The organism is Faecalibacterium sp. I3-3-89 (assembly GCF_023347275.1).
Classification (GTDB): Bacteria; Bacillota; Clostridia; order Oscillospirales; family Ruminococcaceae; genus Faecalibacterium; species Faecalibacterium butyricigenerans.
Genome location: NZ_CP094468.1, coordinates 2,593,312 through 2,607,655, shown reverse-complemented (window position 1 = coordinate 2,607,655; position 14,344 = coordinate 2,593,312). Strand labels below are relative to the sequence as shown.

Annotated in this window: 9 protein-coding genes and 2 tRNA genes; 5 read left to right on the top strand and 6 right to left on the bottom strand. The window is 56.8% G+C overall.

Translation table 11 applies throughout. The features are described from left to right. Window positions 1-6 precede the first annotated feature (6 nt). Window positions 7-639 (bottom strand): LexA family protein, encoded by a 633-nt coding sequence (locus MTP38_RS12670; RefSeq protein WP_227620115.1) that lies wholly within the window; start codon window positions 637-639, stop codon window positions 7-9. A gap of 221 nt (window positions 640-860) precedes the next feature. On the opposite strand from MTP38_RS12670, the gene MTP38_RS12665 reads away from it, so the two are divergent. Continuing rightward, window positions 861-948, top strand: a tRNA-Ser gene (locus MTP38_RS12665). A 32-nt stretch (window positions 949-980) separates the two neighbouring features. Beyond that, window positions 981-1,074 (top strand) — tRNA-Ser (locus MTP38_RS12660). Between the two features lie 108 nt (window positions 1,075-1,182). On the opposite strand, the gene MTP38_RS12655 is transcribed toward MTP38_RS12660, so the two are convergent. From MTP38_RS12655 to MTP38_RS12630, 5 genes are all read right to left on the bottom strand, one after another. Further along, a complete protein-coding gene (locus MTP38_RS12655; RefSeq protein ID WP_249233751.1) occupies window positions 1,183-3,759 on the bottom strand; it encodes a hybrid sensor histidine kinase/response regulator in 2,577 nt (858 codons plus the stop codon). Next, complete coding sequence (locus MTP38_RS12650) at window positions 3,749-4,576, bottom strand: substrate-binding periplasmic protein (protein WP_249233750.1); 828 nt, start codon at window positions 4,574-4,576, stop codon at window positions 3,749-3,751. The genes MTP38_RS12655 and MTP38_RS12650 overlap by 11 nt, the downstream gene beginning before the upstream one ends. Beyond that, on the bottom strand, window positions 4,573-6,276 hold the full coding sequence (locus tag MTP38_RS12645; protein WP_330221120.1) for a diguanylate cyclase domain-containing protein: 1,704 nt from the start codon (window positions 6,274-6,276) through the stop codon (window positions 4,573-4,575). The genes MTP38_RS12650 and MTP38_RS12645 overlap by 4 nt, the downstream gene beginning before the upstream one ends. Before the next feature lie 338 nt (window positions 6,277-6,614). Further along, window positions 6,615-9,212 carry an ATP-binding protein gene (locus tag MTP38_RS12635; protein WP_249233749.1) on the bottom strand — a complete coding sequence of 866 codons (2,598 nt, stop codon included), beginning with the start codon at window positions 9,210-9,212 and terminating at the stop codon, window positions 6,615-6,617. Between the two features lie 4 nt (window positions 9,213-9,216). Beyond that, window positions 9,217-11,127, bottom strand: a complete 1,911-nt coding sequence (locus MTP38_RS12630) for a 5'-nucleotidase C-terminal domain-containing protein (RefSeq protein ID WP_249233748.1) — start codon at window positions 11,125-11,127, stop codon at window positions 9,217-9,219. Window positions 11,128-11,736: 609 nt separating this feature from the next. Here MTP38_RS12630 and MTP38_RS12625 point away from each other — a divergent pair. Genes MTP38_RS12625 through MTP38_RS12615 form a run of 3 tightly spaced genes read left to right on the top strand, consistent with a single transcriptional unit; the run spans window position 11,737 to window position 14,336 of the window. Continuing rightward, on the top strand, window positions 11,737-12,603 hold the full coding sequence (locus tag MTP38_RS12625; protein ID WP_249233747.1) for a DUF6017 domain-containing protein: 867 nt from the start codon (window positions 11,737-11,739) through the stop codon (window positions 12,601-12,603). Window positions 12,604-12,607: 4 nt separating this feature from the next. Next, window positions 12,608-13,435: a ParA family protein gene (locus MTP38_RS12620; protein ID WP_249234696.1), complete on the top strand. Its 828-nt coding sequence runs from the start codon at window positions 12,608-12,610 to the stop codon at window positions 13,433-13,435. Continuing rightward, window positions 13,392-14,336, top strand: a complete 945-nt coding sequence (locus MTP38_RS12615; protein ID WP_223382769.1) for a ParB/RepB/Spo0J family partition protein — start codon at window positions 13,392-13,394, stop codon at window positions 14,334-14,336. The genes MTP38_RS12620 and MTP38_RS12615 overlap by 44 nt, the downstream gene beginning before the upstream one ends. The last annotated feature ends 8 nt before the right edge of the window (window positions 14,337-14,344 follow it).

The following is a 14,344-nucleotide window of genomic DNA, read 5'->3' as shown; positions in this document are numbered from 1 at the left end:
CGAGGCTCACCACTTGGCCTTCGTCTCGACCACACGGCCTGCGATGTGCAGGCGGTTCAGGTCATCGCCCTTGATGACCAGTTCGTTGTAGGCGGGGTTGAAGGGCTGCAGCACGACGCAGTTGCCCCGCTGGATATACCGCTTGAGGGTGCCTTCGCCCTCGTCGCCGTAGACCAGTACGCCCAGATCGCCGTTTTCCAGCGTGTCCTGCTTGTGGACGAGGGCGAGGTCGCCGTCCTGAATGCGCGGCTCCATGCTGTCGCCCCGGACGACGAGGTAGAAATAGTTGGAGGGGTCCTTGACGCGGGCATACTCCTGCCCGTAATCCTCCTCAAAGGCCAGCGCGCCGTACCCGGCCTTCACGGTGCCGATGACCGGGATGAGGCTCTCGGCGTAGTTGCCGAAAAAGCGCTCCTCGGGGGTGGCTGCGTTGGACACCGGGCGGTAAAGCCCCAGCAGGAAGTCTGCCGTGGTGCTCAGGATCTCGGCGATGCGGGCCACCGTGGCGGGGTCGGGGGAGGATTTGCCGCTTTCCCACTTGCCGACGGCCTGCTGGGTCACTCCCAGTTTGGATGCCAGCTCCGCCTGACTGATCCCCTTCTGCTTGCGGCACTGCTTCAAAAGCTCTGAAAACGACATGGTCGTACACTCCTTTACTCCGAGGTTAAAATCTTGCATCTCTATTGTACAACAAAAAGATGTTTTTGTAAAGAGAAAAATGAGGGCTTCGCCAAAAAAAGGTTGTCGATGGGCGGGGGTCTGCGGGAATGTCTGAAAAAGTTGAAATTAAGGCTTGACAGAACGGCGAAAATCTGGTAAATTAAATAGGCATTCGGTACGGCGTGTGCGAGTGCCCACGAGGAGAGATGTCCGAGTGGTTTAAGGAAGCAGTCTTGAAAACTGCCGTACGGCAACGTACCGTGGGTTCGAATCCCACTCTCTCCGCCATTTTTTTGAATAAGTGTAACGCACTTTGCTCTGGAGTAGTACTCAAGAGGCCGAAGAGGCGCCCCTGCTAAGGGCGTAGGTCGTCTAAACAACGGCGCGAGGGTTCAAATCCCTCCTACTCCGCCAAGAAAAAGCTCGATGGTTCATTGAAACCATCGGGCTTTTTCCATTTTTATGCGGTTTTTGCAGCGCTTCGGAGCGCGGAGGGCTGCTTTTGCGCCCCGGAGCACAGGGTCATTTCAGTGCATCGGCAAGGATGCTCAGCAGGCGGGGGACGTCCAGCGGCTTTGCGATGTGGCCGTTCATGCCGGCCTTCAGCGCGTTCTGGCGGTCTTCCTCAAAGGCGTTTGCCGTCATGGCAAAGATGGGGATGCCGGCCTTTTTCGCGTCCGGCAGGGCGCGGATCCGCCGCGTCGCCTCGTAGCCGTCCATGTTGGGCATCTGGATGTCCATCAGGATCAGGTCATACTGGCCGGGCGCAGCCTGCTCCATCTTCTGGACGGCGATCGCGCCGTCCTCGGCAGAATCCACCACAAAGCCCGCTTCCGTCAGAAACTCCATTGCGATCTCGCGGTTCAGCTCGTTGTCCTCCACCAGCAGGAGCTTTTTCCCCTGAAAGGCGGAAGCCTTCGGTTCCGGCAGGCGGGGAGACACCTCGGCAGAGAACGGCTCAGACAGGACCTTGCGCAGCTCGGAAAGGAACAGCGGCTTCTCGCAGAAGGCGGTCACTCCAGCAGCGCGGGCTTCTTCCTCGATGTCGGCCCAATCGTAGGCGGTCAGGATGATGATGGGGCAGTTGTGCCCGATCACCTTGCGGATCTGACGCACGATCTCGATGCCGTTCATATCGGGGATGAGCCAGTCGATGATGTAGACGCTGAATTCATCGCCCCGCTCCACCGCGTACTTGGTGCGGATCACCGCCTCCTTGCCGGAGATCGTCCACTCCGGCCGCATCCCGATCTTGGACAGCATGGTGCTGACGCTCAGGCAGGTGTCGGTGTCGTCGTCCGCCACCAGTGCGCGCAGCCCTTCCAGCTGCGGGAGCTGCCGCTGCTCCACCTTCTGCTCACAGCGTGCAAAGCAGAGGTCCACGATGAACTCGCTGCCCTTGCCCAGCTCGCTCTCGATGGCGATGGTGCCGCCCATCAGGTCCACGATGTTCTTGGTGATGGACATTCCGAGGCCGGTGCCCTGAATGCCGCTGACGGTGGAGCTTTCCTCCCGGCTGAACTCCTCAAAGATGTGCTTCTGGAACTCCGCGCTCATGCCGATGCCATTGTCCTTGATGCGGAACTCATAGCGGGCACGCCCGGTGGGCGCACCGTTCTTCTGGGCGATGCGGAGGCTGATCATGCCGCCGGTGGGGGTGAACTTGATGGCGTTGGACAGAATGTTCAGCAACACCTGATTCAGCCGCAGCGGGTCGGTGATGATGTCCTCGTTCTCCACATCCATGGTGTCGATGAAGAGCGACAGCCGCTTGGCCGAGACATTGGGCTGGATGATGGAGCGCACATCGTGGACGAGATCCGGCAGATGCACCGCGCGCTCCTCGAGCTTTACTTTTCCGCTCTCGATGCGGCTCATATCCAGCACATCGTTGATGAGGGAGAGGAGGTGCTGGCTGGAAGTGGAGATCTTTTTCAGGTAGTCCAACACCTGCTCCCGGTTGTCGATGTGGGTCGCAGCCAGAGAGGTGAAGCCGATGATGGCGTTCATCGGGGTGCGGATGTCGTGGCTCATGTTGAACAGGAACTCCCGCTTGGCGCGGTTTGCCGCCCCCTCGTGCTGGAGCGCGATCTCCAGCTTGCGGTTCTGCTCCTCCAGCTGGGTCTGATACTTCTTCTCCTGCTCCTTTTTCTGCTGCTCCATCTCCTGTGCCGAGCGCCTGCGCAGCGTTTGAAGGACGACCACGAGCAGGATATAACCGGCCAGTGCCATCAGGATGGTGGAGACGGACGCACGGAAGATTGTTCTGCCATCTGTATACGCATAGAGGTCAAAGGTACGCCCGTGGCTGTACATCCCGAAATAGGAGCCGGAGCCGTCCCAGCCGCGGGTGTGGGTCAGCATCTCCGCGACCCCGACTTTGCGGATCTCCTGTACCGTCGGGCTGTCCGTGGTGTCCTGCCCGATCAGCTCCGGGCGGTTGGAGGCGATGACCTGATTGTTCTGCACGATGAACAGGGTGCCGCTGGTCTCTTCCGGGTAGCCATCCAGAATGCTCTGGACCGACAGCGCCGTCCCTTCGACAAGCGCCGCCGGGGTGTACCGATAGGTGAGCAGGATGGCCGCGCCGCTGCCTGCCCGGTGTGCCGTCACATCCACGACAGACCCATCTTCCAGCAGGACGCGCTTCATATAGGTCTTCTGCGGGTAGCGGAAGACATCCAGAGCGGCATCGGTCCTGAGCTGGTCGCCAAACCGGGCATAGCCGACCCCGTTCGCGGTATACTCGCAGAGGAGCGTGCCCTCCGGGTCAAGGACGGAGATGCCGGTGAGCCAGAGCCGTTCGGTTTCCTTTTTCAGGCACTGCGGGTCGGAGAAGTCCAGCGCGGGGTCATCGGCCAGCGCCTGCACCGAGACCGCCGTGCGGCGAAGGGTCTTCGCGGCAACGGTATCGTTGTATTTTTCGTAGCGGGTGGACTGCGATTTGACAAAAGCGAGGATCTGGCAAAAGCGTTCCTCTGTTGAGCACAGCGCTTTCCAGTTCGAGAAAAAGACGACGCCTGCCATGAAGAGCACGCCGACGATCAGATAGAGCGCCCAGATCCGCGCAGCCGGAGCGGGCTTATTTTTATGTTCCAATGGTGTCCACCTCCAGATACTGCGAAGGGTTTTCGAGATATTTGCCGACGATCTGCTCCAGCGTGCCGTCTTCGCGCAGCTGCGCAAAGGTATCGTTCAGCTGGCTGTCCAGCCCCCGGCTGTCGTTCGTTGCAAAGGCCACGCCCAGCCCGGTGACGAGCAGCGGCTCGGACAGGATGCGGAACGCCACGGAGTTGTCCTTCATATATTGCAGGATGGTCGTCTCATGGGAGGCGATGGCGTCCACGTAGCCGCAGCCCAGCAGCGCATACTGGACGCTGCGGTCTTCGATGCTGAACACATCGACCCCCTGCGGGAGGCGGGGGTCGGAGCCGCTGAGAAAAAGCTCCTCCGGCTTGCCGGTGCTCTGGACGGCGATGCTCTTTCCGGCAAGGTCGCTGAGGGACTGGATGCTGCTGTCGTCATTCACGGCGACCACCTGACGGCTCACCATGTAAGGCCCGGCCCAGTGGTAGAGCGCTTCGCGCCCCTCCATGGAAAAGCAGCCCCAGATGCAGTCGATGGCACCGCTCTCCACGAGGGTGGTCTTCTGCTCCCAGTCGATCGGCTCGAACCGGGTGGAATACCCCATGCGGCGGAACGCTTCGGTGGCGATCTCCACATCGATCCCGGCGGGAACGCCGTCGTTGTTCAGATAAATATAGGGAGGATAGGTGTCGCTTCCCACAACGATCTGGGGGAGGCCGCCGTCCTTCGCTTTCGTCTCTCCGCAGGAGGTCAGGCCCCCGGCGGCCGCAGAGGCCGCCAGCAGCCCGCACCCGCGCAGAAAGGCACGGCGTGAGATTCTGTGTTTCATTCCTTCTCCTGTTTTTCCTGCATCTGCGGATGCAGTTTTTCGTTCAGTTCGTCCTGTGTGTCCGTCAGGCATTGCAGCAGCAGCGGGTTGAACACGCCGCATTCGCCGTTCTGGATCATCTGCACCGCTTTCTCGTGGGAGAAAGCCTTTTTATAGCAGCGCTCGCTGGTCAGGGCGTCGTACGCGTCGGCCAGCGCGACCAGCTGTGCGCTGATGGGGATGTCGTCGCCCTTCAGCCCATCCGGGTAGCCCCGGCCATCCCAGCGCTCGTGGTGCCAGCGGGCGATCTCATAGGCGGTCTGCAGCAGCGGCTCCTCGCCGAAATTTTCCAGCTTTTGCAGCATCTCCGCGCCCAGCATACTGTGGGTCTTGATGACCTCAAATTCCTCCGGGGTCAGCCTGCCGGGCTTGTTGAGGATCTTTTCGTCGATCCCGATTTTGCCGATGTCGTGCAGGGTAGAGGCCAGCGGAATCAGATCCTGCTGTTCTGCAGAAATCGAGTAGTTGTTGCTGATCTCCAATAGGCGGTGGAGCAGCATTTCTGTGATGATACGGATATGCCGCACATGAGCACCGCTTTCGCCGTTGCGGAATTCTACGATATGGCTCAGCACACCCACCAGCGTATCCGTATTATTTTCGCGGGCGCGGATCTGGTCGGACACCATCTTCACCAGCCGCCGCTGCTTGGCATACAGCTTGATGGTGTTGGTCACGCGGCGGTATACGATGCGTGCATCGAAAGGTCGATTGACATAATCACTCGCGCCTAGTTCATAGGACTTCCGAATTACAGCGTTAGAGTCATCGCTGGAGATCATGATGACCGGGATGTCCTCGATGGTGTGGTTGGCGTTCATGGCCTTGAGCACCTCGAAGCCATCCATGACCGGCATGTTGATGTCCAGCAGCACCAGTGCGATGTTCCCGGCCTCCGCCTGCATTTTTTCCAGGCATTCTTGTCCGTTTTCTGCTTCAAGAATGCTGTAATCGCCGCCCAGGATCTCCTTTAGCAGCATGCGGTTCATTGCGGAGTCATCCACAAGTAAGATCTGCGACTTATTCTGTAAAAGTTTTTCCAGCGCTGCAAGACTATGCCCCGGAACCTCCGCCATGACGGCGTTCTTGCGGCACTTTGCCTGATACATCAGCCGGTCTGCCCGGCGAACCGCATTCTCCATCGGGTCGGTGATGGCCTGCATCGTTCCGCCGATGCTCAGCGAGAGGCGAAAATGCGAATAACCGGGTACAGTAGCCTGCTGCACGGCGGCTCTGATCTGCTCCAGCTTGGCTTGCAGGATGTCGCTCGGAATGCCGGGCAGCACCAGCAGGAACTCGTCCCCGCCGTAGCGGATGAGCAGGTCGGAATCCCGGATGCAGGAGCGGATGGCGGCGGCTACCGCTTTCAGCGCCATATCACCGGCGTAATGTCCATAGGTGTCGTTGCAGATTTTGAAATCGTCCACATCCATCAGCGCGATGCCTGCGGGGCCGACGATACGGGATGCGATATCCTCATAGTAGCGGCGGTTGTATGCGCCAGTCAGGACATCGTAGTAAAGTTTTGCACGGTAGCTCTCTGTTGTTTCTTGAAGCTTTTCCTCGGCTTCGGCCTGCATCTCTTCCATGCTGGAGCGCTCGAACTGCCATTGCAGGCGACCGATCAGCAGAATGTTCGCAGCGATACCAAGGCCGATCACGATGAGCTTTTGAAGGTTCAAAGAGGTGTAAAGAAAAAAGCTGTGGTCGGTAGAAAAGAAAAACGCGGAGTATAGGAATGCAATGAGGCCGCTTACGATTCCTGCTGCATAGCCGTATTTCACGAGCACAGCAGAAAGAACAACAAAAAGCAGGATATTTGGATTTGGAATATGAAAATTCCAGACGATCAGGCAGGTGCTCAATTGGGCAAGTGCCGATAGCAGCATAGGCTGGATTTTATTTGGCTGTTGTTCCATACGCAATACCATCCAATACTTTGATTCATCATGATTGCTCTCTCACAAAAAAAGAGCTGGGCCGCAAATGGGCGGCCCTGCTAGGTCGTGAGTGTCGGCCATCTGCGAAACCGTGCGATTCCACTATTTATTTTCGGGGGGGGGGTAACGCGGAAGCGCTTTACCGTCTGTTCCAGTGCGTTGATGTCCACCGGCTTTGAGAGATGCTCGTCCATCCCGGCGTCCCGGCTCTTCTGCATATCCTCAAGGAATGCGTTTGCGGTCATGGCAAGGATGGGGATGGTGCGTCCCAGCGGATTTTCGCCGCTGCGGATGCGCTGGGTGGCTTCGAGGCCATCCATGACGGGCATCTGCACGTCCATCAGGATCATGTCGTACTCGCCGGGCTTGACGCTGGCGAAAGCGTCCACGATCTCCTGACCGTTGGAGCAGATGGTGCAGCGCGCACCCTTGGTCTCCAGCAGCAGCTCCAGAATTTCGGCGTTGATGGCGTTGTCCTCGGCGCAGAGGAAGTTCATCCCGGACAGGGGCGAGACGGCCTCGGCCTCCTCCGGGAGGGCCGGCGCCGTCTGCACCTTGTCCGCCTCGGCGTCGATGGGAAATTCCAGCACGACCTCAAAGCGGGTGCCCTTGCCGGTGGAGCTCTCCACCCGGATGGTGCCGCCCATCAGGTCTACGATGCTCTTGGTGATGGCCATGCCGAGGCCCGTGCCCTGCACCTTGTTGGTGCCGGATTTCTCCTCCCGGGTAAAGGGGTCGAAGAGGGTCTTCTGGTAGGCCGCGCTCATGCCGATGCCGTCATCCTGCACGATGAACCGGTATTTGGCGTAGTGCTCGGTATGGGTAAGCTCGTCCACCGCCAACCGGATGTGTCCGCCTTGGGGCGTATACTTGACCGCATTGGAGAGGATGTTCATCAGCACCTGATTCAGACGGTTGGGGTCGGCCAGCACGTTTTCGTGCTGCATATGGGTCTCCACCGTAAAGGTCTGGCGGCGCTGGCTGGCCTGCTGCCGGATAATGCTGTCCAGCTGGCTGACCTGCTGGGAAATGTTCATTTTTTCGATGTTCAGGGTGGTCTTGCCGCTCTCGATGCGGCTCATGTCCAGAATATCGTTGATGATGCCCAGCAGCAGCCGACCGGAAGTTTCCAGCTTGCCCAGATGTTCGGCCAGCCTTTCCGGCTGGTGCAGCTCGTTTTTCATCAGGGTAGTAATGCCGATGATGGCGTTCATGGGGGTGCGGATGTCGTGGGACATATTGGAGAGGAAGTCCGTCTTGGCTTTGCTGGCCTTTTCGGCTACTTCCAGTGCGGCTTCCACAGCCAGCGTGGTCTGGTGCTCGCCCGTGCGGTCGGACATATCCACGATGCACTTTCTTGCGCCCTGCACATCATTGAGGAAGCCGGTCACATGGAGATAGCGAGGCTCACCGGTCTCCTGATTGACAAATTCACATTCCCATTCCTGCTGGACGCCCTGTTCCATCTGCATCAGACTTTCCAGCCGCGATGCACCGCTGTCGTCTCCGGCAGGGTATAGAACGTGGAGATCCTCCTGCACCGCCTCGGGGGAGAGGCCCAGAATGCGCTGGACATTGGGGCTGACGTATTCCGCCTTGCTGGTTTCGGTGTCGATCATCAGGAACACGTCGTCCACATTGCGGGAAAGGTTCGAGAACAACTCCTCGCGTGCCAGCAGCTGCTGGTCCTTTTTCCGCAGCTTTTGCCGGTTGCTCTGCACCACCAGCAGCAGAGCGGCAACAGCCAGCATACCCGTTATACCGCTCATCACGGCCATGGTGGTGTATTGCAGCCGGTTCATGTTGGCGTTCACAACGCTTTTGGGAGCAATGCCAAGGATCGTCCAGTTCTGGAAGGCGGCAGAACCATAAACCATGTAATAGCCGACGCCATTGATGGAAAACTCAAGGTTGCCGCCCTCCCCGGCAGCAAAAGAATCTTGCAGGGCATCGACCTGTTCTGCCGTAAAACCAGCCGAGTTTTTGAGCAGGGCAAGGATATTGTGCACACCGCTCATGTCCGCGCTGCTGCTGTCCAGTACCACACGGCCATCCGGCAGCACCGCAAAGGTGCTGCCGTGCCCTTCAAAGGCAGAGATCTTCAGGGAGTCCACCAGATCCCTGTTGTTATAGGTGATGGCAATGGCTTCGTAATCAAAGCCCTGATAGCTGCCTTTTTCCGTGGGGACTGCAAACACCATGATCTCCGGCTTGTCCGGCACGACCGAGTTTGCCACGATAGGCTGCTGCTCCAGAATCAGCTGCGACAGCGTCCGACCCAGATCAAGATAGCCTCGTTCACCATCCAGTGTGACATAGGAGCCATCCCGCGAAACGAAGAAAAAGTCTGTAAAATGGTATTCTCCCTTTGCCTGTGAAAGGAAGGAGCAGACATCGGCATCGCTTTGCGCACTTTCCAGATAGGGCGCCCACATCCGCATGACGCCCCAGTTGAAGGATACCTTATTGTAGAGGGTCTGGTTTGCCTGATGATAGATCTCGGTAAGGTGTGCAGTGCTTTCCTCGTAGATGGTGTGCTCCATAAAATCCGTAAAGACAACGAGGCTCGTCAGAATGCTGATGCCGAGCAGCAGCATTGCTATGACCGCGAGGATACGGCTTTTTACAGAGCGTTGCATCTTAGTTTCGTTCTTCAAGAGCTTATTCTCCCTGTACAATGGTCAGATACTCGGAGGGGGCGGGGAACTGCTTGCTGACCGCCAGCGAATCCTTCAGGCAGGAGCGGCTGTCTGCCCCTTCAATGGCATATTCCGTTCGCTTGGTCTTCAGGTTTTCCGGCATGGGGCAGCTGCAGTAGACCTCGTTCTCTATCCACACATCGGTGCCCGCCACAAATACGGTATAGGTGGCCGTATCGTCCAGCGGCGCACCATTGACGGTGAGTTCTTCCAGACGGAACTTGCCCTGCTCGTATTCGGTCACTTTGTATTCCATGCCGCTGGTCACGGGCATATAATTCCGGTGCCGGATGGGGTTTGCACCGTTGTCCTTTACGTTCACCAGCCACTCCATCATCTGCCGCAGCTCTGCACCGGTATATTCCCCCTGCGAAACGGCGTAGTTTCCTGCCATCACCCACAAAAGCTGCTGCTTGCTGTAATCGCCGCAGTAGATGGAAGTGGACACCAGCGGCGAGTAGCCGATTGCGATAGACGCATCATAGGTGGTGCGCAGGGCGGTCATCAGCGAGGAAGCCGCAGCGCTGCCGTGGTCGGTCATGTCGATGGAGTATGCGGTATTCTGGGTGAACAGGATCTCGGTTTCGGGGTCTGCTTTGGGGGTGACAAGCTGCTCGTTGAACGCCTCGTATCCGGCCTTGGCATCGTATTCGCCGGTGATCATCTTGTGGCCCACATCTTCCGAAATGCGGAAGATCTCGGTGGAGGCCAGACGCATATACAGATGATTTGCGCTGATGACATCCGCAACGTGTTCCAGAGAGGTGGAGGAGGTGATGTTTACCTCCTTGTTATAAGAGAGCACCGCGCCGCCAGCGGCCAGCTTGCTCTGCCCCTCTGCGCTGTACACGGCCCCAAGGACTTTCAGCACAGCAGCCAGCTTTGCCTCGTCCTGTGCTACCGTGTTGGAAACTGCTGCCTGACACATGGGGTAGGTCAGCAGCCAGCTATCATTGGCGGTCTCGCCGAAATAGGGCAGAATGGATGCGTTAAAGCCGTGCAGGTCGAGCATTACATCCGCTATGCCTGCCGTGGTGCGGATCATGGCGGTCTGCCGCGCATAGAAAGGCTTGGCAATGGGGTTCAACTCCAACCGATCGTCACCGGGCTGCACCCGCACATCCTTGAGGAACTGCTCGTATTTTTCAAAGACCTTCGGCCACACCACATCATCCAGACCGGTGGAGCCGTCCTCGGTCTCGCTCTCGTAGTTCATGCGCCATGTGGTGCCCTCCAGACTCATCAGCTCCGGGATAGCACAGCCCTGCATGGTTTCCAGACAGGTGTAGTCATATCTCCAGTCTGCCTGATAGCCCTTAATGCCGACAGCCTCAAAGGCATCAATGGCCGCCACGAACTCGGCGTAGTTGGTGGGCAGAGGGATATTGTACTGAGCAAACAGATCGACATTTGCAGCCGTGCCGTCCACCTCGGCGCACATGGGCAGCCAGCGGATCGCACCGTCCGGCTCCTGATTGTTGTTCAGGTAGCTGGAATAGAAGGTGCCTGCAACCTCGGTCGTGCTCAGATCCATCAGGTACTCTGCCAGAGGAGCCGCATCGTTCAGGGAGAAGCGGCGGCAGGTGATGATGTCCGGCAGCTGCTCCGCACGGTTCAGCAGGTCGCGGTAGTAGTCCATGGTGTTGAAGCCCTGAATGAAGTTGAACTCATACTCCGGGAACTTCTGTTCCAGCCACGGAGTAAGCTCTTTCATCATGGAGCGGTCCCACAGGTAAAAGGTGATCTGGATCTTGCCGTTCTGGCTGCTGCCCTTGTCAGCCTCGGTCTTGCCGCCGCAGGCGGTCAGCGCTGCCGCAGCGGCCACGCCGCCGGCGGCCTGCAAAAAAGAGCGGCGAGAGATTTTGTTCATCATAGGATGCTCCTCACATTTCCAGTATTTTCAAGTTTATCATTATAATAGAGGTGTTTCAAGCGTTTTTGCCAAAAAAAGACGCGCGCGCGGCCTCTTTTGGCCCTCTCCGCCCTCCTTTTGCGTCAGCAGCCCGGAGGGGCAAAAAGAAAAGCACGAAGGCCGAAACCTTCGTGCTTTGTGGTGGGCCAGGCAGGACTTGAACCCGCGACCAAGCGGTTATGAGAACGTCACTAATTTTGAAATCCCGTTTTTCTTGTGAAATCTTGTGACTATCTCATAGTTTCGCAAAAACACCTTTGTGTACTTTGACGTAACTTTTGGTGTCTTTTAGTGTCTAAAATGGCTCTTTGTACCCAGAACCGTACCCAAGAATTTTTGGGTACGAAACTCGACACTTACTGTTACCATTTTACCATGCCCATATAAAAACCTGAACACCCTGTGTGTGTCGTTCTTCATAAGGGTACATCATTTCTGCCGTAAAAGCAATATCTATTTTTTACATGGCTCACTTTCAAAAAGAAGGTGAGCTTTTTCTTTTGCAGAAATCAGGGAGGAGGTTTTCCACATGAACACACCCATACAGTTGAAAATCCGAGGTCACACCAAATGACGCTGGACTACTTCTACGGGCAGTCGGGCGAATTGTTCTCCTACTTCCGTATCCCCAAGGCACTGTTCCAAGACCGCCGCTTCCGGCAGCTCTCCACCGATGCCCGGACGCTGTACGGCATCCTGCTGGACCGCATGAGCCTGTCCGCAAAAAACGGCTGGCTAGACGAGCAAGGCCGGGTGTATATCATCTACACTGTCCGGGAAGTGCAGGAATCCCTTTGCTGCGCCGAGCACAAGGCGGTCAAGCTGTTCCGGGAACTGGAGCAGCTCGACCTCATTGAGCGCAAACGCCGTGGTCTGGGCAGACCCAGCTTGATCTACGTCAAGGACTTTTCGTCTGGACTGCCAAAAGCGCAAGTACAGAATTGCCCAAACAGCAATTCTGGTGTTGCCGAAAGCGCAATTCTGGAGCAGCCAAAACCGCAAGCAAATAAGACTGATAAGAATAAAACTGAGTGGAACGATCCTGACCCTATCTATTCCGTGGGAATCCGGGAACAGCTTGAGGATTATTTTTATCAGGCGTTAGAGGTAGAACTTCTGCTCCGGCTCTGCCCGGACGATGAGGACACCATCTATCAGATCGTGGATTTGCTTGTGGACACCTGTTCCACCAAACGCAAGATGTTGCGGATTGCCGGAGATGACAAACCTGCCGAGGTGGTACGCAGTCGGCTGAAAAAGCTGAATGCTGACCACATCCGTTTCGTGCTAGATTCTCTGGCAGAAAACATCGCCCCGGTGCGGAACATGAAGCAGTATCTGCTGGCGATGCTCTACAATGCGCCCACTACCATGAACCTCTACTATCAAAACAAGACGAACCACGACTTTGCGCGCGGTTCACCGAAAGCGGGATGATGTTATCGCAAAGAAAGCTACGATTATCGCAGTCACCAATCAAAAAGGCGGTGTAGGGAAAAGCACCACCTGTGAAAATCTAGGCATCGGGCTGGCAATGGAGGGCAAAAAAGTCCTGCTGGTGGACACCGACCCACAGGGCAGCTTGACCATCAGCATGGGCTGGCAGCAGCCCGATGAACTGCCTACCACCCTTTCCACCCTGATGGCAAAAGCCATGAACGATCAGCCCATCCAGCCCGGTGAGGGCATTCTGCACCACGCAGAGGGCGTTGATTTGATTCCGGCGAACATCGAACTGGCAGGGCTGGAAGTGGCTCTGGTGAACAGCATGAACCGTGAAAAGATGCTGAAACAGGTGTTGGAGGGGGCAAAGCGGGAGTATGATTATATCCTGCTGGACTGTATGCCCTCGCTGGGGATGCTCACCATCAACGCACTGGCGGCGGCAGACGCTGCCCTGATTCCTGTGCAGGCGCAGTACCTGTCTGCAAAAGGCTTGGAACAGCTTTTGCAGACCGTACAGAAGGTCCGGCGGCAGATCAACCCGAAGCTGAAAATCGAGGGTATCCTACTGACCATGACCGACAGCCGCACCAACTACGGAAAGCAGATCAGCAACCTGATTCGGCAGGCATACGGAAAACACCTGAAGGTGTTCGAGCAGACCATTCCCCGTTCCGTCCGTGCGGCAGAAACCAGTGCGGCAGGCAAAAGCATCTTTGCCTATGACCCCAAAGGCAAGGTGGCAGAAGCCTACAAATCTCTTGCAAAGGAGGTGCTGGCGGATGCCAATCGACAGCGGAAACTTAGCTCTGAAAGGGCTAGATGACCTGTTTTCCACCGAGGAAAACCGACAGGAGGAGCAACGGGAACAGGTACAGCAAATTCCCATCGACGAACTGCACCCCTTCACCAACCACCCATTCAAGGTGTTGGACGATGAAGCCATGACCCGGACGGTAGAGAGCATCGCACAGTACGGGGTGCTGGCTCCGCTGATCGCCCGCCCCAGACCAGAGGGTGGCTACGAGATCATCTCCGGGCATCGCCGGAAACACGCCGCAGAGCTTGCCCATCTGGACACCGTGCCAGTCATTGTGCGCAATATGAAGGATGATGCCGCCACGATATTGATGGTCGATTCCAATTTGCAGAGAGAACACATCCTACCGAGTGAGCGGGCATTTGCGTACAAGATGAAGCTGGATGCGATAAAAAATCAAGGTGCTAGGTCAGATTTAACTTCCCGACAAGTTGTCGGGAAGTTGGAAGCCGCTGATGAAGTCGGAAAAGCCACTGATGAAAGCGGCAGACAAGTCCAGCGTTTCATTCGGCTCACCAATCTTGTCCCTGAACTACTGGACATGGTGGACGAAAAGAAAATCTCTTTTAACCCTGCGGTCGAATTGTCTTATCTTGATGCAAAACAGCAGCAAGATTTTTTAGAAGCAATGGATGCTTCCCAGAATGCGCCCTCTCTTTCGCAAGCCATACGGATAAAGAAGCTGGCGCAGCAAAGCGAGTTCAGTTATGATGCTGTCTACGACATTATGAACGAGGAAAAGAAAAGCGAACTGGACACTGTGACCATCAAAAACGAAACCCTGCGGAAATACTTTCCGCGCAGTTACACGCCCCGGCAGATGGAAAGCATCATCATCAAGCTGCTCGACCAGTGGCAGCTGAAAAAACAGCAGGCAAAACAGAAGAAGCAGGAAGAAGCGCGTTGAGCGCAGAC

Bases quoted from the DNA above. Each gene is read 5' to 3' on its own strand.
- MTP38_RS12615 (WP_223382769.1), top strand. From the start codon at position 13,392: ATGCCAATCGACAGCGGAAACTTAGCTCTGAAAGGGCTAGATGACCTG.
- MTP38_RS12670 (WP_227620115.1), bottom strand. From the start codon at position 639: ATGTCGTTTTCAGAGCTTTTGAAGCAGTGCCGCAAGCAGAAGGGGATC.
- MTP38_RS12650 (WP_249233750.1), bottom strand. From the start codon at position 4,576: ATGAAACACAGAATCTCACGCCGTGCCTTTCTGCGCGGGTGCGGGCTG.
- MTP38_RS12630 (WP_249233748.1), bottom strand. From the start codon at position 11,127: ATGATGAACAAAATCTCTCGCCGCTCTTTTTTGCAGGCCGCCGGCGGC.
- MTP38_RS12625 (WP_249233747.1), top strand. From the start codon at position 11,737: ATGACGCTGGACTACTTCTACGGGCAGTCGGGCGAATTGTTCTCCTAC.